The following is an 18,068-nucleotide window of genomic DNA, read 5'->3' as shown; positions in this document are numbered from 1 at the left end:
CACTCCCTGTTACCAGCCCGGGCAGTGTCTGTTACCCGCCTGCACGTAGCGTTGCGGTATGGGGATGGGAGATCTCGACACCATGACGCGAACAGTCGCGTCGGTCGAGGAGCGGGCCGTTGCGCTGGTGATCGACCCGGATGGAAGTGCTCGGCAGGAAACCGCCGCCCTGCTGCACGCCTCCGGTTACGACGTCTTTCTTGCCGGCACAGGGGAGGACGGTCTCGCTCTCGCCCGGGAGCACAAGCCGATGGTGGTCGCGATCGAGATCGAGCTGCCGGGGATGGATGGTTGGGAGGCCACCCGTCAGCTGCGTGATCAGACCGATGCCTACATCGTCCTGATGACCTCGTCCTCGGACGAGGGCGACGTCATCGGCGGGCTGCACGCCGGCGCGGACACCGTGGTGACCAAGCCGCTGCGCCCGCACGAGTTCCGCGCCCGGGTGAAGGCCCTGACCCGGCGGATGGACGCCCAGCGCGCCCGCGCCCGGGCCGAGCGGGCCAACACCCGCACGCTGTCCACGATGCCGGCTGCCCGTCATCAGCAGCCGAGCATCGGGACGGGGTTGTCCCGCCAGCCCTTCCTCGGCGCGCCGCCGATCCCCGCGTCGATCCCGCAGGTCGTCCCGCAGCCGGCGCCCCAGCCGGTCCCGCAGCCGGTGATGCAGCCGGTGATGCAGCCGGTCGAGCCCGCCTACGTCGAGCAGCTCTGGACCCGCCCGGCTCCGGCCCCCACCCCGGCCCCTGCCCAGGCCCCCGTGGCCGCTGCGCCCGCGCCTGCAGCGCCCGCGCCCGCACCCGTTGCGGCCCCCAGCGCCCCGATGCAGTCCGGGTTCTCCCGCGCCCCGCAGACCCCGATCACCACCGTCGCGCCGTGGGAGCCGCCGGCCCAGCCGGCCCCGACTCCGGTCCCGACTCCGGTGGCAGCACCGGCGCCGGTCCCCGAGCGCGAGATCGAGTGGAGCGACTTCCGCGGGCTCAGCTACGAGCCGATCCGCCGGATGGTCGCCGTCGACGGTCGGCCGATCCAGGTCGAGCCGCGCGAGTTCGACCTGCTCCTCGAGGTGCTGCTGCACGGGGGTGCGGTCTGCCGCCGCGACGAGCTCGCCGCGATCCTGCGCTCCGACTCCGACACCGGCCCGATCACCGCCGGCGAGCGCGCCCAGGTCGACCGGATCGTCGGCTCGCTGATGGCGAAGCTCGGCGAGATCTCCCAGATGCCCCGCTGGCTGGAGGTCATCCCCAGCGTCGGTGTCCGCCGGGTCAACGCCTGACCCGACGGACCCCGTTTCAGCGGGTCAGAAGGTGTGTTCCTCGGCGGGGAACGTGCCGCCCTTGACCTCGGCCGCATAGGCCTGAGCCCCGGCGAGGAGCTGTCCCCGGACGTCGGCGAAGACCTTCACGAAGCGCGGCAGCTTGCCGTCGTTCGGACCACGGATGCCGAAGGCGTCGGTCCACACCAGGACCTGGCCGTCGCACCCGGCCCCGGCGCCGATCCCGATCGTGAGGATGTTCAGCTCCTGGCTGATCTGCTCGGCGATGTCGCCGGGCACCATCTCCATCACGACCGCGAACGCGCCCGCATCGGCGACGGCGCGCGCGTCGGCCTTGATCCGCTCGGCCGCGTCGCCGCGGCCCTGGACCCGGTAGCCGCCCAGCGTGTGCTCGGACTGCGGAGTGAACCCGATGTGGGCACAGACGGGGATGCCACCGTCGACGAGCTTGCGGATGGTCGGGGCCATCTCGACGCCGCCCTCGAGCTTCACCGCGTGGGCGAGGCCCTCCTTCATGAACCGGACCGCCGTCAGGTACGCCTGCTCGGGGGAGGCCTGGTAGGAGCCGAAGGGCAGGTCGCCGACCACCATCGCGCGCTTCGCCGACTGCGCGACCGCGCGGGTGAGCGGCAGCAGGTCATCGACCGTCACCGGCAACGAGGTCTCGTGTCCGAAGACGTTGTTGGCGGCGGAGTCGCCGACCAGCAGCATGTCGATCCCGGCCTCGTCGAAGATCCGGGCGGTGTACATGTCGTAGGAGGTCAGCATCGTGACCTTCTCGCCGCGCGACTTCATCTCCGCCAGGTGGTGGGTCCTGACCTTGCGGACCGGGGATCCGCCGCCGTACGGCGCTGCTTCTTCTGCGCTCATCGTTGAGCCCTTTCCAGACATCTCGCGGCTCCCCGATGGAGTCCACGGACCGCCATCGACTCTAGTGGGATCAGGGTGAGGAGATCGCTGTGAGAACCGCCATACGCGAGGCCCGGATCGCCGGCAGTACGGCGGCCAGGACCCCGACCACGACGGCGATGACCAGGAAGGTGATCAGCTGGCCCCACGGCAGGCCGAGGCTCGAGATGTCGTCCTTCAACGCCTGTCGGAGCAGGACCCCGGTGGCCAGACCGACGACCATGCCGAGGATCGCGCCGAGCAGAGCGATCGTGACCGACTCCAGGGTGACCATCAGGCGCAGCCGGCGACGGCTCATCCCGATCGCGCGGAGCAGGCCGATCTCACGGGTGCGCTCCAGCACGCTGAGACCCAGCGTGTTGATGATGCCGATCACCGCGATGATGATCGCCAGGGCGAGCAGACCGTAGATCAGGTAGAGCAGCTGGTTGACCTGGTCCCGGATCGCGTCGGCGAAGCCCTCCTTGTCGTAGAGCGCGACCACCTTGGCGTCCTTGGCGATCGCGTCGAGCTGGTCGCGCACGGTGGCCGTGTCGGCCCCGGCGTCGACGGTGATGCTCAGGCTGCTGTCGCGTCGCACCACGCCGGCGGCGGTCAGCTCGTCGAGGGGGATCGAGATCCCGGTGGTGGTCGGCGTGACCTCGCTGATCCCGGCGACCTTCACCTGGAGCGTGCTGCCGGCCGGGAAGCCGAGGGTGATGGTGTCGCCGACCTTCCAGCCGTGGTCCTTGGCCATGTCGGTGTTGATGAACGCCTGCTTGCCGGAGATGTCCTGGGTGCCCTCGACCATGTCGAGCCGGTAGATCTCGCCGAAGGCGGCGTCGTTCCCGGTCACGAAGGTGGTGCTGTCGTCGTCCAGGGTGGCGTTGGTGAATTGCTGCCGGCTGACCAGGTCGACCCCCTCGACGGCGGCCATCTCGTCACCGATCTCCGTGGAGAAGGGCAGGAAGTTCTGGCTCTGCACGAGGTAGTCCGAGGTGAACTGGTCGTCCACGATGTCGTCGACCGTCGCGTTGAGCGAGGCGGCCAGGACACCGATCGTGCAGACCAGCGCCAGTCCGATCATGAGGGCCGAGGCCGTGGCGCCGGTGCGTCGCGGGTCGCGCAGGGCGTTCTCGCCGGCAAGGCGACCCGAGGTGCCGAAGAGGCGGCCGAAGACCGCCCGGCACGCCAGCAGCACCGGTCGACCGATGACGGAGCTGATGAAGGCGGCGGTCAGCACCCAGATCAGGGCGGCGACGCCGACCCAGAGGGCTGCGGGACCGGGGGAGTCGCTCAACCCGATCACGGCGAGCGCCACGCCGATCAGCACGAAGGTCGTCCCGATGATCGTCCGGCGGCGCAGCGACGCCGGCGGCGCGATCGCGTCACCGACCATGGCGGCCACCGGCGCGACCCGGCCCGCGCGTCGCGCCGGCAGCCACGCCGCGACCAGGGTGACGAGCACCCCGACGGCGTACGAGATCACGAGGGTCGAGGGGGTCAGGGAGAGCGCGTCGCTGGAGATGTCGAGGCCGACCGCACGGAACAGAGCGGCCAGGCCGCGCGCCAGCAGCCAGCCCAGACCGATCCCGATCGTCGAGGCGATCACCGCCATCACCAGGGCCTCGACCAGCACCGAGCGGGTGACCTGCTTGCGGGTCGCTCCCAGGGCGCGCAGCAGGGCGAGCTCGCGGGTGCGTTGGGCGACCAGGATCGAGAACGTGTTGACGATGATGAAGCCGCCGACCAGGACCGCGATCAGCGCGAAGACCAGCAGGAACGTCGAGATCACGTTGAGGAACTGGTTGATCGAGGACTGGGACTCGTCGACGACCTTGTCACCGGTCACGGCCTCGAAGCCCGGGGGCAGCACCGGCTTCGCGGCAGCGACCAGCTGCTGCTGCGAGACGCCGGGCGCGGCGGTCAGGTCGACCGAGGTGAAGACCGGCTGGCCGCCCAGGAAGATCTCCTGCGCCGTCGGGGTGTCGAAGACGATCAGGGTCGCGCCGGCGGTGCCACCGCCGTTGAACTCGGCGATCCCGACCAGCTTCGCGCTCCGCTCGGGGGTGCCGAAGGGAGCGAGCAGGTTGACCGTGTCGCCGAGCTTGTAGCCGCCCCGCGAGGCGGCGGACTCGTCGAGCGCGACCTGGTCCGACCCGGTCGGCCAGTCGCCCTCGACCAGCAGCATCTTGGGCTGGCCCTGCATGTCGACCGACCCGGTGTGGTTGAACGCCAGCGTCGGAGCGCCGGTGCCGCCGACGAGCGCACCGTCGGAGTCGAGCAGGCTCATCCCGAACCCGTCGACGTTGCCGTCGGCGCGGGCGACCTCCGGGAGTGCGTCGAGCTGCTCGATGGTGGACTCGGGCAGGACCGCGGTCGAGTCGTTGGTGCCGCTGAAGGCCTCAAGACCCTTCGCCCGGACCAGGGCGTCGGAGGTGGTGCCCTTCACGATCGTGTCGAACGTCGAGGACAACCCGTGGCTGAAGACGAGGACGCCCGAGAGGAACGCCACGCCGAGCACGATCGCGAGTGCGCTCATCAACAGGCGCACCTTCCGCGCCATCAGGTTGCGCAGGGTCAAGCGCCACATCAGACGGCCTGACGCTCGAGGATCTGCTCCCGGGTCGGGTTGAGCAGCTCGTCCACGATCCGACCGTCGCGCAGGAACACGACCCGGTCGCACCAGGAGGCCGCACCGGCGTCGTGGGTGACCATCACGACCGTCTGCCCGAACTCGTCGACGCTGCGGCGCAGCAGGGCGAGCACCTCGGCGCCCGAGTGCGAGTCCAGGTTTCCGGTCGGCTCGTCGGCCAGCACGATGGAGGGCTGGCTGACCAGGGCGCGTGCGCAGGCGACGCGCTGCTGCTGGCCGCCGGACATCTCGGCGGGTCGGTGGTGCAGCCGGTCGGAGAGGCCGACCGCCTCGATGACGGTGGTGAACCACGCCTTGTCCGGGCTCTTCCCAGCCAGGGCCAGCGGCAGGACGATGTTCTCCTCCGCGGTCAGCGTCGGGATCAGGTTGAACGCCTGGAAGACGAAGCCGATCCGCTCGCGCCGCAGCGCGGTGAGGGCCTCGTCCCCGCGCCGGCCCTTGCTGATCGCGCCGAGGTCGACCCCGTCGACCAGGACGGTGCCGTTGGTCGGGGTGTCCAGGGCGGCCAGGCAGTGCATCAGGGTCGACTTCCCGGAGCCGGACGGGCCCATGATCGCCGTGAACTGGCCGGTGTGGAAGTCGACGGTGACGCCGTCCAGGGCGTGCACCTCGGCATCCCCGGAGCCGTAGGTCTTCGACAGGTCGATGGCCCGAGCGGCCGGATCGGCAGACGTCATGGTGCCTAGCCTGTCCTACCGAGTCGGCCACGTCATCAGGGATAACCCCGGTTCCTCAACCTGGGGCCTCCCTAGACTGAGCCCGTGGACTTCTACTCCGCGTACGCGCAGGGCTTCGCCCGCGTCGCCGCGGTCACCCTCCCCGTCGCTCTCGCCGACCCCGCCCTCAACGCCGCCGCGGTGATCGCTCAGGCCGAGGCCTGCCACGCCGAGGGTGTCGCGATCGCGGTCTTCCCCGAGCTGTGCCTGACCGGGTACTCCGTCGACGACCTGTTCCTGCAGGACACGCTGCTGGAGGCGGTCGAGGCGGCGATCGAGACCATCGTCGAGGCCTCGGCCGAGCTGACCCCCGTGCTGGTGGTCGGTGCGCCGCTGCTGTTCCGGCACCGGCTGCTCAACTGCGCGGTCGTGATCCACGCCGGCGAGATCCTCGGGGTCAGCCCGAAGTCCTACCTGCCGACCTACCGTGAGTTCTACGAGCGGCGCTGGTTCGCGGCCGGGGACGACATCGAGGACCTGATCACTGTCGCCGGCGAGGACGTCCCGATCAGCGCGCGACTGCTCTACAGCGCCTCGGACGTGCGCGGCCTGGTCTTCCACCCGGAGATCTGCGAGGACATGTGGGTGCCGGTACCGCCATCGGCGCAGGCCGCGCTGGCCGGTGCGACGGTGCTGCTCAACCTGTCGGCCTCACCGGTCACGGTCGGCCGCGCCGAGTCCCGCGAGCTCCTGATCGCCTCGGCCAGCGCGCGCTGCACCGCGGCGTACGTCTACACCGCTGCCGGGCCGGGGGAGTCGACCACCGACCTGGCGTGGGACGGGCAGACCATGGTCTACGAGTGCGGGGACCTGCTCGGTGAGTCCGAACGCTTCCCCGACGGGGCCCGCCGCACGGTGGTCGACGTCGACCTGGACCGGATCCGCGCCGAGCGGATGCGTCAGGGCACCTTCGACGACAACCGTCGCAACGCCATCGACGTCGATGACTGGCAGCTGATCGAGTTCACCCTCGAGGCGCCGAGCGGCGACATCGGGCTGCGCCGCAAGGTCGACCGGTTCCCGTTCGTGCCCGACGACCCGGAGCGGTTGGAGCAGGACGCCTACGAGACGTTCAACATCCAGGTCGCCGGACTCGAGCAGCGGCTCCGCTCGATCGGCGATCCCCAGATCGTGATCGGGGTCAGCGGCGGCCTCGACTCCACCCACGCGTTGCTGGTCGCCGCCCAGGCGATGGACCGACTGGGGCGTCCGCGCAGCGACATCCTGGCGTTCACCCTGCCCGGCTTCGCGACATCGGAGACCACCAAGTCGAACGCGATCGCCCTGATGCAGGCGCTCGGGACGACGTACGCGACGATCGACATCACGCCGACCGCGCGGCAGATGCTGGCCGACATCGACCACCCGTTCGCGGGCGGGGAGCCGGTCTACGACATCACGTTCGAGAACGTCCAGGCGGGTCTGCGCACCGACTACCTGTTCCGGATCGCCAACCAGCGGCACGGGATCGTGCTCGGCACCGGCGACCTCTCCGAGCTCGCGCTGGGGTGGTGCACGTACGGCGTCGGCGACCAGATGAGCCACTACAACGTCAACGCGGGCATCCCGAAGACGTTGATCCAGCACGTGATCCGCTGGGTGATCTCGACCGGACAGTTCGAGGAGAAGACCGACACCGTCCTGCAGGAGATCCTCGCCCAGGAGATCAGCCCGGAGCTGGTGCCGGTCGCGGCGGGGGAGAAGCCGCAGTCGACCGAGGCCGTCGTCGGGCCCTACTCGCTGCAGGACTTCAACCTCTTCCACGTCGTGCGGCACGGGTACCGACCGAGTCGGATCGCGTTCCTGGCCTGGCACGCCTGGTCCGACGAGCATGCGGGTGACTGGCCGCCGGCGTTCCCCGAGGGGGACCGGCGCGCGTACGACCTGGGCGAGATCCGGGACTGGCTCGAGGTCTTCATCAAGCGGTTCTTCTCCTCCCAGTTCAAGCGCTCCGCGCTGCCCAACGGGCCGAAGGTCTCCAACGGCGGCACGATGAGCCCGCGCGGTGACTGGCGGATGCCGTCGGACGCGAGCGCGGCGACCTGGTTGGCCGACCTGGAGCAGGTGCCGTTCTTCTAGAGATGAAGTGAATACCTTCTGTTTGACTGATTTGAAGGTATTCTCTTCATATGGAGCTCCGAGCCACCCTGATCGGCGACGTCGTCGGTTCGCGCGTCAGCGGCGACCGGCCGGGGCTCCACCGAGCGCTGAGCGCGGCGATCGACCAGGTCAACGCGGCCGGCCATCCCCTCGCACCGGTGCGGATCACGGTCGGTGACGAGTACCAGGGCAGCTTCGGCAGCATCGGCGCGGCGATCGCCGCCTCTCTCCGGATCGACCTCCTCCTCGGTCCCGCCGTCTCCGTCCGACACGGCCTCGGCTGGGGCGGGATCGAGGTGCTCCAGGATGCTCCCCGGGTCGAGGACGGCCCCGGTTGGTGGGCGGCGCGCGCGGCGATCGAAGCGGTCGAGGAGGCGGAGACGGTCCGCGCCACCCGGGCCCTGCGGACGGCGTACCGCTGTGCCGAGGGTGTGGACGGGGCCGATCCAGCCGCCGTGAACGCCGCCCTGCTGGCCCGTGATCTGCTGCTCGCCGACGTGGGAGAGCGGGGAGTGTCGGTCCTGCACGGCATGCTGGCGGGCATGAGTCAGCTCGACATCGCCCAGCAGCTGGGGATCAGCCCGTCGGCGGTCTCCCAGCGGATCCGGGGCGGCCTGGAGTCGATCCTCGCCGTCGAGGAGCTGCTGGAGTCGATCCGATGATCTGGCTCGGTCTGCTCCTCGTCGGGTTCGGGATCGCCGACCTGGGTCACGCGGTCTGGCCGATCCGCTGGGTTCCGGAGACGCTCGCCGCCCTCGTCGTGGTCGGTCTCGGGCTGCTCGCCGGTTACGACGAGCTCACCGAGATCGCGGTTGCGGTCGCGATCGCCCTGATCGTCTTCGCCTGGGGCTCAGCGGTGCGGATCGGCTTCGGTCGGCGCGTGCCCGCGCTGCCGCTCACCCTCGCCCTCGCGGCCCTGCTCGGCGCCATCGCGATCAGCGGGTACGGCGACGCCGACGGCGGCCCGCTCCAGGACTGGTTGGACGCGGCCGGCCTGCCGCTCATCGCCGGCCTGGGAGTCAACCGGTTCGTGCTGCTGCTCGGGGCGTTGCTGGTCCAGGGCTCCACCGGGAACGTGATCGTGCGGCTGGTCCTCCAGGCCACCCACACGGTCAGCCCGCTGGTTCGTGACCAGGCCGAGGCCGGCCCGCGGCTCAAGGGTGGCCGCCTGCTCGGCCCGATGGAACGCGGGCTGATCCTCGGCCTCGGACTGGCCGGCGCCTACAGCGCCGTCGGGCTGGTGATCGCCGCGAAGGGACTGCTGCGCTTCCCCGAGCTGCAGGCCGCACGCGATGCGAAGGAAGGACCCTCGATCACCGAGGTGACCGAGTACTTCCTGGTCGGGAACTTCGTCTCCTGGACGTTCGCGCTCGGCACCCTGGCACTGGCCGCCCGCTGACGCGAGGCTGGTGCGGTGAGCTCGTTCCTGCTGATCCACGGTGCCGGTGATGTCGGCTGGACCTGGCACCTGGTCGAGGCCGAGCTGCGTGCGCGAGGTCATCACACGGTCGCGCCCGACCTCCCGGCTGGTGACTCCCTACGACTCGAGGACTATGCCGAGGCGGCGGCTGCAGGAGTGCAGGAACGCAAGGACCTCGTGGTGGTCGGGCACTCCTTCGGCGCCTTCATGGCGCCGCTGGTCGCTGCACTGCTTCCGGTGCGTGAGCTCGTCCTCGTCGCCGGGATGATCCCCGCGCCGGGGGAGTCCCCCGAGGACTGGTGGGCGAACACCGGTGACCAGCCCGCCGATCACGGCTCCGACGACGAGCTCTACTTCCACGACGTGCCGCCCGCACTCGTCACCGAGTCGAAGCGTCGAATGAGAGACCATCCTTCGTCCGCTGCGGCGGCAGGTCCCTGGCCCCTCGCGGCATGGCCCGACGTGCGCACGCGCTTCATCCTCGGCACCGAGGACCGGCTCTTCCCTGCGCCGTTCCTGCGCCGGTTGGCGCAGGAACGGCTCGGCGTGGTCGCCGAGGAGATCGAGTCCGGCCACATGGTCCAGCTGAGCCGGCCGGTCGAGCTAGCGCGCCGGCTCGGCTGAAGGTGCGTGGTCGACCACGGTGCTGGTCACGGAGCTGAGCCAGGTGGTCTTGTCCGCATCCAGCCCAGTGACGTCAGGGAACGAAGGGTCGGTCGCGCGCTCACCGAGGTAGCGACCGGTCGTCGCGTCGAAGATCATCCGCCAGTTGCTGTCGGCGGCACCCAGGGCAACGCCCGAGCGACCGTCCAGGGTCGTGACGTCGTGCTCGACGACCATGCCCGGGGTCTCCGCCAGGCCGGTGAACAGCGCGGCACGGACCTCGGGCGGAGCCATCCCGCTGCGCAGCACCTCGCTGTAGACCTCCTCGAAGTCGTAGGCGAGCCCGGATCCTTCGCGTCCGGACTCGCTGTCCGAGATCGCCGCGATCAGTGCCTGCGGGTCGCGCGGCAGGTCGGCGTACCAGTCCGGGTCATAGGTCTTGATGTACCGGTCACCGTGCTTGCTCCAGCTTGGCTCGCTCCATGTCTCCGTGGGTTCCCCGCCGTAGTGGTAGGCGGGATCGGAGGTGCCGTAGCGCAGCACCTTCGAGCCGTCCCTGATCACCCAGTCCTGGTCGATGTCGTGGGGGATCCAGATGGTGCGCGTGCGTCGCTCCTCGGTGGTGGCCGGCTTCCCGTCCTTTCCGGTGAGAACCCGGTCCCTCTCGGATCCGTAGGACGCGCCCCAGCTCTGCTCGACGAGGGTGATCCTGAGGTACTGGCCGGGCCCGACGACAAGGCTGTCTTCCGTCATGGCGGCGCGCGCTGCGCGCTCCAGCACCGCCGCGGCGGCCGGCGAGGGTGCGAGCTCGTGGTCGCCGACGGTGATCCTGACCGCGCCGACGGCGATCGAGGCTGCGATCACGCCGGCGGTCAGGGCGAGTCGGACGCGCCGGCGGCGCGCTCGGACGACCTTGGCGCGCAGGGTCTCGGTGGTGGCTGCTCGACGGACAGCGGCGCGTGCGTCCAGCAAGCTCTGCTCCGAGGCCGGGGGGACCTCGCCAGCGCGGCTGAGCTCGGTCCAGGGGTCGAGGGTGTCGAGGTCGTTCATGGCAGGCGCTCTCCTGTGACGGTGGTGGTCATCCGCGCCCGGGCGCGGTGAAGGCGGGAACGAGCGGTTCCCGCGGGGATGCCGAGGACGGTCGCGGCCTCGGTCGGGCTGAGCTGTTCCCAGGCGACGAGCAGGAGCACGTCGCGTTCGTCGGCAGGCAGGTCCGCCAGTGCGCGTCGTAGCGCCGGTGCGAGTCCCGCTGCATCGAGGCGTTGATCGACCGCCTCCCACTCGTCGGTCTGAGGATCGGCGACGGGGAGGCCCTGACGCTGCCGTTGGTGGCGCAGGTGAGCGAGCAGCACGTTCCGGGCGATCCCGAACATCCAGGCAGCCACCTCGGCGCGGGCGGCGTCGTACCGCTCCCTGGCCTGGAACGCGACCAGCCAGACCTCGCTGAGCAGGTCGTCGGCGTGCTGGGGTGCGCGTCGGGCGAGGTAGGCGTGGACCCGGGGGCCGAGGGAGGAGACGAGCTCCTCGAACACGTGGGGGTCGGTGATCGATCTCGCGACGAGGTCGGCGTCGGTCATCTGGTCAGCTCCTGTCCGGCTCGGACGAGCCTTCACCCACTACTTGTCCTGAGCAGCAGGAGCGTTCGCAGCGTACGGGTGCGGACTGTGGCGGCGGGTTCGATTCCACAGGGAAGCGGCACTGCTGCTTGACCGAAGTTTGTGACCCGGAGTAGACTCGGCGCATCGGCTTTGTCACATCGCCGAACTCGGGAGACAGCATGAACCAGCTCATCGACACCCTCGTCGACGAACTGCGTGCCCTCGAGACCAAGAAAGCCTCGATCGAAGCCCGCCAAGCCGCCCTCGCACGTGAACTCGACCGTGCCGTCCGTGACCGGGCCGCCCACCGCGGCGAACCCGTGGAGCGTCAGGGCCGCGGAGTCGCCGAGATCATCGCCGCCGCCCGCCGGATCACCCCGACCCAAGGCCGGGTCGTGCTCGCCGCAGCCAAGAAGATGACGGCACTCCCGCAGGTCCGCGAGCTCTGGGACGCCGGCGAGCTCAACGAGTACCGCGTCCTCACGATCCTCCGCGAAGCAGCCGACCTCGACCCCGCCGACGTAGCCGAGCTCGACACCCGAATCGCAGCCAAGCCCGACCTCGGGGAGCTCGCACCGAAGAAGATCGCCCACGCCACCCGTGCGATCGCGACGGAGCTTGACGGTGCCACCGTCGAAGCCCGCCGCGCCCACGCGATCGAGGACCGCCACGTCTCGTGCCGGCCCACCGACCGCGGCGACGGGATGGGCTGGCTCCACGCACTCCTGCCCATCGAACAGCTCTACGCCGTCAAAGGTGCCCTCGATGCTGCCGCCGACACCGCCGTCGCTGCCGGGGTGGCGACCAGTCGTGGCCAGGTCCGAGCCGACACCCTCGTCGCGCGGGTCACCGGCTCCGATGCGTTGGGTCTCGACCAGCCCGTCCACGGCGTGAAGCTCAACCTGATCATGACCGACACCAGCCTCCTCAACGGATCCCAGGAGCCGGCCTGGTTGTCCGGGATGGGACCCATCCCCGCCCACCTGGCGAAGCAACTCCTCCTCCAAGCCAACACCGCCGGGATGACGACCACCCTCCGTCGGCTCTACACCGAACCCGCCACCGGGCAGCTGGTCGCGATGGAATCCAAAGCCCGCCGCTTCCCACCCGCACTGGCTGAGTTCATCAAGCTCCGCGACCAGTACTGCACCACCCCCGGCTGCGGCGCGAGCATTGCCCACATCGACCACCACCAGGACTGGGCCACCGGTGGACCCACCACCGCCGACAACGGCCACGGGAAATGCCGCCAGTGCAACTGGGCCAAACAGAACCCCGACCTCGATCCCGCCTCCGGCAGTCCGCCGATGCTGCATCCGCCTAGGCCCAGTCCGACCGCCATGGTCGTGGAGATCTACCGCACAGGTCCTCGGGTCGTTCTCGCCACCGACTACGCGGCGGCATAGGCGGTCGTCTGCTTCTAGCGGGTCGGATGGTGGCTTGCGGTGAGGGACGAGGCGTCGAGTGCGATCCCGTGAGAGCGCCCTCAAATGGGGGCACCGAGGGTCCCGGGACTGGCTAACATCTGCTCGCGTGGAAGCCGATGCCAAGCGAAGACGACGCGCATGCCCGTGACACGCGGCTGGCATTCCGACCCCGGCGGAGACGGTGAGCGGTACCACGACGGCCATCGGTGGACGGGCGTCACCCGCGGGGGTTCTCGTGGATCCGCACCGCCTCCTTTGCCACGTTCCTGGTCTCCGCCGCCACCGAAGAACAGCCACCGGACGCTGTGGACGGTCGTCCTGATGGCTGCCGTGGTGGTTTTCGCCACGGTCGTCGTGGGCGTGCGGGGGAGTGGGCCGATGGCTGACGTGGCGCAACGCTTCGGGTTCGGCGGCCCCGAGAGGCTCTTGCCGGAAGTTCGTCCCGCTGTTGTGTCATCCGCCTACACGGTCGCCCAGTACGACACCGCCGGTGACCCGGTCACGTACGACCCGTGTCGCGCGATCCACCTGGTCGTCAATCCTGCGGGCGCGCCGGCGGACTACCTTGCCTTCATCCTGCCCGCGATCAACGCAGCTCAGGAAGCCTCCGGGCTGAAGTTCGAGTACGACGGCGTCAGCGACGCGACCTGGGAGGACCGCCAACGGGGCGGCCGGGGGCCGGTGGTGATCTCCTTCGTCCCCAAGCTCAGCGGGAAGGACATACCCCCGGATGCGGTCGGTGTCGGGGGGAGTTCCCTCGAAGCCCTCGACGGGTCGGTCCAGCCCCATTTCACCGCCGGTGCCATCGCCCTGAAACAGGGATGGTTCCAGAATGAGAGCGCTCAGCATCGAACCAGTGCCGAGCAGGCCGTCGTGATGCACGAACTCGGGCACGTGCTGGGGCTCGCGCACGTCGAGGACCCGACGCAACTGATGTCACCCACGAACAACGGGCAGGTGACCTACGCGGATGGCGATCTCACCGGACTAGCGAAGCTGGGAGCTGGGTCCTGCGCGTCGTGACTCACTCATGTGTCCGGCACATCGACTCCTGCTCTGCCCGATAGGGTTTGCGGCATGGGTAAGCAGGAAGACTTCGTCCTCAGGGCACTCGAAGAGCGCGAAGTCCGGTTCGTCCGCCTCTGGTTCACCGATGTGCTCGGCTTCCTGAAGTCCGTCGCCGTCGCGCCGGCCGAGCTTGAGGGCGCCTTCGCCGAGGGCATCGGCTTCGACGGATCGGCGATCGAGGGCTTCGCCCGGGTCTACGAGTCCGACATGCTCGCCAAGCCCGACCCGCAGACCTTCCAGATCCTGCCGTGGCGCGACCAGGGCCCCGGCCCCGCGACCGCGCGCATGTTCTGCGACATCGTCATGCCCGACGGCTCGCCGTCGTACGCCGACCCGCGCTTCGTGCTCAAGCGGACGCTGTCGCGCGCCGCCGAGAAGGGTTTCACCTTCTACACCCACCCCGAGATCGAGTTCTACCTGTTCAAGGGCGGCTTCGAGGACGGCGAGGTCCCGGTCCCGGTCGACTCCAACGGCTACTTCGACCACACCGCCCAGGGCGAGGGCGCCGACTTCCGTCGCGAGGCGATCACCAACCTCGAGGCGATGGGGATCTCGGTGGAGTACTCCCACCACGAGGGTGGCCCCGGCCAGCAGGAGATCGACCTGCGCTACGCCGACGCGCTCTCCACTGCCGACAACATCATGACCTTCCGCACCGTCGTGCGGGAGGTGGCGCTGAGCCAGAACATCTGGGCCTCCTTCATGCCCAAGCCGTTCACCGAGCACCCGGGCTCGGGCATGCACACCCACCTGTCCCTGTTCGAGGGTGACCAGAACGCCTTCCACGAGGCCGGCGCCGAGTACGGCCTGTCCCAGACGGGCCGCCAGTTCATCGCCGGTCTGCTGCGGCACGCCCCTGAGATCAGCATCGTGACCAACCAGTGGGTCAACTCCTACAAGCGGCTCGTCGCCCAGGGTGAGGCGCCGTCGTACGTCAGCTGGGGGCACAACAACCGCTCCGCGATGGTCCGCGTCCCGATGTACAAGCCGCTCAAGGGCAACTCGACCCGGGTCGAGCTGCGCACCATGGACGCCGCGTGCAACCCGTACCTCGCCTTCGCCGCGGTGCTCGCCGCCGGGATGAAGGGCATCGAGGAGGGCTACGAGCTCCCGCCCGAGGCCGAGGACGACGTCTGGTCGCTGTCGGACCGCGAGCGCCGCAGCCTCGGCATCGAGCCGCTGCCGCGCGGCCTGGACGAGGCGATCGCGCTGGCCGAGGACTCCGAGCTGCTCGCCGAGACGCTGGGGGAGCACGTCTTCGACTTCGTGCTGCGCAACAAGCGCAGCGAGTGGGCGTCGTACCGCGCCGAGGTCTCGGCCTTCGAGCGCAACCAGATGCTGCCCATCCTCTGAGCCGATGATCCGGCGGACCACCGGCAAGGTCGCCCTGATCCGGCTGGGCTTCCTCGACACCGACGCAGCCCAGGTGGGCCTCGACGCGCTCGGAGCCGCCGCGGAGCCGCTCCTGGCGATGCTCGGCCTGACCGCCGACCCGGATCTCGCGCTGGCGTCTCTGACCCGGCTCGTCGCCGCGGCGGAGGCGCAGGGGGAGGGCGACGAGCTGCTCGCCACCCTCGCCGACGACGAGGGTTCCTCGATGCGGATCCTGCGGGTCCTCGGTGCCAGCGCCGCACTGGGCGAGCACCTCGAACGCCATCCCGACCACTGGCGTGAGCTGACCGACCCGACCCTCGGCTCGACCCGTCCGCCGAGCTTCTTCCTGCGCGAGAGTCTCATCGCCGCCGTCGACGGGCGTCCGCGCGCCGACGCGGTCGCGATCCTCCGAGTCGAGTACCGCCGGTTGCTGCTCCGGCTCGCCGCCCGCGACCTCGGCCACACCCTCTCCTTCGAGGACACGGGGGCCGAGCTCTCCGACCTCGCCTGCGCGGTCCTGGAGGCGGCCCTGCACGTGGCCCGGACCGAGGTCGCCGATGCCGACCAGGTCTCCCTGGCGGTCCTGGCGATGGGCAAGACCGGCGGCCACGAGCTCAACTACATCTCCGACGTCGACGTGATCTTCGTGCACGAACCCGTCGACGGCGCCGACCCGGACACCGCCGGTCGTGCCGCGGCAGCCCTGGCCGCCGAGACCATCCGGATCTGCGGGGAGCACACCGGCGAGGGCAACATCTGGGAGGTCGACGCGGCGCTGCGCCCGGAGGGGAAGGCCGGTCCGCTCAGCCGCACCCTGACCGGCATGCTCGGCTACTACGAGCGCTGGGCCAGCACCTGGGAGTTCCAGGCACTGCTCAAGGCTCGCCCCGCGGCCGGCGACCGCGCCCTGGCCCGGGCCTTCATCGACGGGGTCACGCCCCTGGTCTGGAGCGCCGCCGAACGGGAGGGATTCGTCGACGACACCCGCGCGATGCGACGCCGGGTGATCGAGCACATCCCGCAGCGCGACGCCGACCGCGAGCTGAAGCTCGGCCAGGGCGGGCTGCGCGACGTCGAGTTCGCCGTCCAGCTGCTCCAGCTCGTCCACGGCCGCGCCGACGAGTCCCTGCGCGCCCCCACGACCCTGTCGGCTCTGCACGCCCTCACCAGCGGCGGGTACGTCGGCCGGGCGGACGGAGAGACGCTGCACGCGGCGTACACGTTCCTGCGCACCGTCGAGCACCGGATCCAGCTCTTCGGCCTGCGCCGCACCCACTTGCTGCCCACCGACGAGGACGCCCTGCGACGGCTGGGTCGCTCCCTGGGCTACCTGCGTGAGCCCGTGTCCCGCTTCGCCGAGGAGCTCGAGACCCACCGGCGTGAGGTGCGTCGGATCCACGAGAAGCTCTTCTACCGGCCGCTGCTCAGCGCGGTCGCCGCGCTGCCCGGCGGCGAGGCGCACCTCACCCTCGAGGCGGCCGGCACCCAGCTGCGGGCCCTCGGCTACGCCGACCCGGCTGCCGCGCTGCGCCACCTGACCGCACTCACCCAGGGCGTGTCCCGCACCGCCGACATCCAGCGCCAGCTGCTGCCGGTGCTGCTGCAGTGGTTCGCCGACGGCCCCGACCCCGACGCCGGCCTCTTCGGGTTCCGGCGGATCTCCGAAGCGCTCGGTTCCACTCCCTGGTACCTGCGCACCCTGCGCGACGAGGGCCTGGTCGCCGAGCGTCTCGCCCGGGTGCTCACCACCAGCCGGTACGCCACCGACCTGCTCGAGCGTGAGCCCGAAGGGGTCCGGCTGCTCACCGAGGACCTCGCCCCGAAGAGCTCCGAGGCGCTGGTCGAGGAGATGCTCGCCGGCGGCCGACGCCGGGTGGAGCTCACCCCGGCGGTCCGCTCGATCCGCGCCATCCGACGCCGGGAGCTGTTCCGGATCGCCGCCGGTGACGTCGACGGCCTCCTCGACGTGACCGAGGTCGGGGAGGGGCTGACCCGGCTCACCGACGCCACCCTGGAGGCGACCCTCACCGTCGTCTCGCAGGCGGTCGCCACCGAGATGTTCGGCAGCACCGACGCGCCGGCCGACCTCGCGATCGTCGCGATGGGCCGGTACGGCGGCTACGAGCTCTCCTACGCGTCGGACGCCGACGTGCTCTTCGTGCAACGGCCGGTGCCCGGCGCCGACAGCAGCGACGCGGCGTCGTACAGCCTCAAGGTCGTCACGGAGCTGCGCCGCCTGCTCGGCGTCGCCGGTCCCGACCCGGCCCTGGAGATCGACGCGGACCTGCGCCCGGAAGGACGTAGCGGCGTGCTGGTGCGCAGCCTCGACTCCTATGCCGCGTACTACGCCAAGTGGACCGAACCGTGGGAGCGGCAGGCGCTGCTCCGGGCCGATGCCGTCGTGGGCCATCCCGGGCTGCGGGAGGCGTACACCGCACTGATCGACCCGCTGCGCTATCCCGAAGGGGGCTTGAGCGACGACGCCGTCCGCGAGATCCGCCGGATCAAGGGCCGCGTCGACACCGAGCGGATGCCGCGCGGTGCCGACCCCGCCACCCACCTCAAGCTCGGGCGTGGGGGACTGGCCGACCTCGAGTGGACGATCCAGCTGCTCCAGCTCCGCTTCGCCCACGCCGAGCCCGGCCTGCGCACCCCGCGGACGCTGGACGCGATCGCCGCCGCCCGGGCCACGGAGCTGCTGGCCGACGAGGACGCCGAGATCCTGGCCGAGACCTGGCGGATGGTGAGTCGGCTGCGCAACGCCGTCACCTTGGTCCGCGGACGCCCGGCCGACCAGCTACCGACCGATCCCCGCGAGCTGACGGCGGTCTCGACGCTGCTCGGCTACGGCGCCGGGACGTCGCACGAGCTGGTCAACGACCACCAGCGGCTCACCCGGCTCGCCCGGGGTGTCGTCGACCGGGTCTTCTGGGGCTGACGAA

At 70.5% G+C, this 18,068-nt stretch carries 14 protein-coding genes; 9 read left to right on the top strand and 5 right to left on the bottom strand.

What is annotated here, in order from left to right; all coding sequences use genetic code 11:
* The first annotated feature begins 82 nt into the window (after positions 1 to 82).
* Positions 83 to 1,276, top strand: coding sequence for a response regulator (locus ACZ5J1_RS08675; RefSeq protein WP_464564402.1), 1,194 nt, complete (start codon positions 83 to 85; stop codon positions 1,274 to 1,276).
* A gap of 24 nt (positions 1,277 to 1,300) precedes the next feature.
* On the opposite strand, the gene panB is transcribed toward ACZ5J1_RS08675, so the two are convergent.
* From panB to ACZ5J1_RS08660, 3 genes are all read right to left on the bottom strand, one after another.
* Complete coding sequence (gene panB, locus ACZ5J1_RS08670; RefSeq protein ID WP_464564400.1) at positions 1,301 to 2,146, bottom strand: 3-methyl-2-oxobutanoate hydroxymethyltransferase; 846 nt, start codon at positions 2,144 to 2,146, stop codon at positions 1,301 to 1,303.
* A 70-nt stretch (positions 2,147 to 2,216) separates the two neighbouring features.
* Positions 2,217 to 4,757 (bottom strand): ABC transporter permease, encoded by a 2,541-nt coding sequence (locus ACZ5J1_RS08665; RefSeq protein WP_464564398.1) that lies wholly within the window; start codon positions 4,755 to 4,757, stop codon positions 2,217 to 2,219.
* Positions 4,757 to 5,497, bottom strand: a complete 741-nt coding sequence (locus ACZ5J1_RS08660) for an ABC transporter ATP-binding protein (protein ID WP_464564396.1) — start codon at positions 5,495 to 5,497, stop codon at positions 4,757 to 4,759. Before ACZ5J1_RS08660 ends, ACZ5J1_RS08665 begins: the two co-directional genes overlap by 1 nt.
* Positions 5,498 to 5,581: 84 nt before the next feature.
* Between ACZ5J1_RS08660 and ACZ5J1_RS08655 the strand changes: the two genes are divergently transcribed.
* From ACZ5J1_RS08655 to ACZ5J1_RS08640, 4 genes are read left to right on the top strand one after another with little or no spacing between them, the layout of a single operon-like run.
* Complete coding sequence (locus tag ACZ5J1_RS08655) at positions 5,582 to 7,615, top strand: NAD(+) synthase (RefSeq protein ID WP_464564394.1); 2,034 nt, start codon at positions 5,582 to 5,584, stop codon at positions 7,613 to 7,615.
* A 50-nt stretch (positions 7,616 to 7,665) separates the two neighbouring features.
* Positions 7,666 to 8,298, top strand: a complete 633-nt coding sequence (locus ACZ5J1_RS08650; RefSeq protein WP_464564392.1) for a SatD family protein — start codon at positions 7,666 to 7,668, stop codon at positions 8,296 to 8,298.
* Complete coding sequence (locus ACZ5J1_RS08645) at positions 8,295 to 9,035, top strand: hypothetical protein (protein WP_464564390.1); 741 nt, start codon at positions 8,295 to 8,297, stop codon at positions 9,033 to 9,035. Before ACZ5J1_RS08650 ends, ACZ5J1_RS08645 begins: the two co-directional genes overlap by 4 nt.
* A 15-nt stretch (positions 9,036 to 9,050) precedes the next feature.
* The gene (locus ACZ5J1_RS08640) at positions 9,051 to 9,680 is read left to right on the top strand and encodes an alpha/beta fold hydrolase (RefSeq protein ID WP_464564389.1); all 630 of its coding nucleotides are present in this window, start codon (positions 9,051 to 9,053) and stop codon (positions 9,678 to 9,680) included.
* On the opposite strand, the gene ACZ5J1_RS08635 is transcribed toward ACZ5J1_RS08640, so the two are convergent.
* Both ACZ5J1_RS08635 and ACZ5J1_RS08630 read right to left on the bottom strand, forming a co-directional pair.
* On the bottom strand, positions 9,660 to 10,709 hold the full coding sequence (locus tag ACZ5J1_RS08635; protein WP_464564387.1) for a CU044_5270 family protein: 1,050 nt from the start codon (positions 10,707 to 10,709) through the stop codon (positions 9,660 to 9,662). The two genes, ACZ5J1_RS08640 and ACZ5J1_RS08635, sit on opposite strands and share 21 nt — an antisense overlap.
* Positions 10,706 to 11,236 (bottom strand): RNA polymerase sigma factor, encoded by a 531-nt coding sequence (locus ACZ5J1_RS08630; protein ID WP_464564385.1) that lies wholly within the window; start codon positions 11,234 to 11,236, stop codon positions 10,706 to 10,708. Before ACZ5J1_RS08630 ends, ACZ5J1_RS08635 begins: the two co-directional genes overlap by 4 nt.
* A 200-nt stretch (positions 11,237 to 11,436) precedes the next feature.
* Here ACZ5J1_RS08630 and ACZ5J1_RS08625 point away from each other — a divergent pair, with 200 nt between their 5' ends.
* The 4 genes from ACZ5J1_RS08625 to ACZ5J1_RS08610 all read left to right on the top strand — a co-directional run bounded on the left by ACZ5J1_RS08625 (position 11,437) and on the right by ACZ5J1_RS08610 (position 18,064).
* A complete protein-coding gene (locus ACZ5J1_RS08625) occupies positions 11,437 to 12,663 on the top strand; it encodes an HNH endonuclease (protein WP_464564383.1) in 1,227 nt (408 codons plus the stop codon).
* 342 nt (positions 12,664 to 13,005) lie between these two features.
* Positions 13,006 to 13,707, top strand: a complete 702-nt coding sequence (locus tag ACZ5J1_RS08620) for a matrixin family metalloprotease (protein ID WP_464564381.1) — start codon at positions 13,006 to 13,008, stop codon at positions 13,705 to 13,707.
* Between the two features lie 54 nt (positions 13,708 to 13,761).
* Positions 13,762 to 15,105 carry a glutamine synthetase family protein gene (locus ACZ5J1_RS08615; RefSeq protein WP_464564379.1) on the top strand — a complete coding sequence of 448 codons (1,344 nt, stop codon included), beginning with the start codon at positions 13,762 to 13,764 and terminating at the stop codon, positions 15,103 to 15,105.
* Positions 15,106 to 15,109: 4 nt separating this feature from the next.
* Positions 15,110 to 18,064, top strand: a complete 2,955-nt coding sequence (locus ACZ5J1_RS08610) for a bifunctional [glutamine synthetase] adenylyltransferase/[glutamine synthetase]-adenylyl-L-tyrosine phosphorylase (protein ID WP_464564377.1) — start codon at positions 15,110 to 15,112, stop codon at positions 18,062 to 18,064.
* Positions 18,065 to 18,068 lie beyond the last annotated feature (4 nt).

The organism is Nocardioides sp. JCM 18999, from assembly GCF_055391175.1.
Note: the sequence above shows the minus strand (reverse complement) of the source record. Positions and strands in the feature narration are given on the sequence as shown.

Bases quoted from the DNA above. Each gene is read 5' to 3' on its own strand.
- ACZ5J1_RS08675 (WP_464564402.1), top strand. From the start codon at position 83: ATGACGCGAACAGTCGCGTCGGTCGAGGAGCGGGCCGTTGCGCTGGTG.
- panB (WP_464564400.1), bottom strand. From the start codon at position 2,146: ATGAGCGCAGAAGAAGCAGCGCCGTACGGCGGCGGATCCCCGGTCCGC.
- ACZ5J1_RS08665 (WP_464564398.1), bottom strand. From the start codon at position 4,757: ATGTGGCGCTTGACCCTGCGCAACCTGATGGCGCGGAAGGTGCGCCTG.
- ACZ5J1_RS08660 (WP_464564396.1), bottom strand. From the start codon at position 5,497: ATGACGTCTGCCGATCCGGCCGCTCGGGCCATCGACCTGTCGAAGACC.
- ACZ5J1_RS08650 (WP_464564392.1), top strand. From the start codon at position 7,666: ATGGAGCTCCGAGCCACCCTGATCGGCGACGTCGTCGGTTCGCGCGTC.
- ACZ5J1_RS08645 (WP_464564390.1), top strand. From the start codon at position 8,295: ATGATCTGGCTCGGTCTGCTCCTCGTCGGGTTCGGGATCGCCGACCTG.
- ACZ5J1_RS08635 (WP_464564387.1), bottom strand. From the start codon at position 10,709: ATGAACGACCTCGACACCCTCGACCCCTGGACCGAGCTCAGCCGCGCT.
- ACZ5J1_RS08630 (WP_464564385.1), bottom strand. From the start codon at position 11,236: ATGACCGACGCCGACCTCGTCGCGAGATCGATCACCGACCCCCACGTG.
- ACZ5J1_RS08625 (WP_464564383.1), top strand. From the start codon at position 11,437: ATGAACCAGCTCATCGACACCCTCGTCGACGAACTGCGTGCCCTCGAG.
- ACZ5J1_RS08620 (WP_464564381.1), top strand. From the start codon at position 13,006: ATGGCTGCCGTGGTGGTTTTCGCCACGGTCGTCGTGGGCGTGCGGGGG.
- ACZ5J1_RS08615 (WP_464564379.1), top strand. From the start codon at position 13,762: ATGGGTAAGCAGGAAGACTTCGTCCTCAGGGCACTCGAAGAGCGCGAA.
- ACZ5J1_RS08610 (WP_464564377.1), top strand. From the start codon at position 15,110: ATGATCCGGCGGACCACCGGCAAGGTCGCCCTGATCCGGCTGGGCTTC.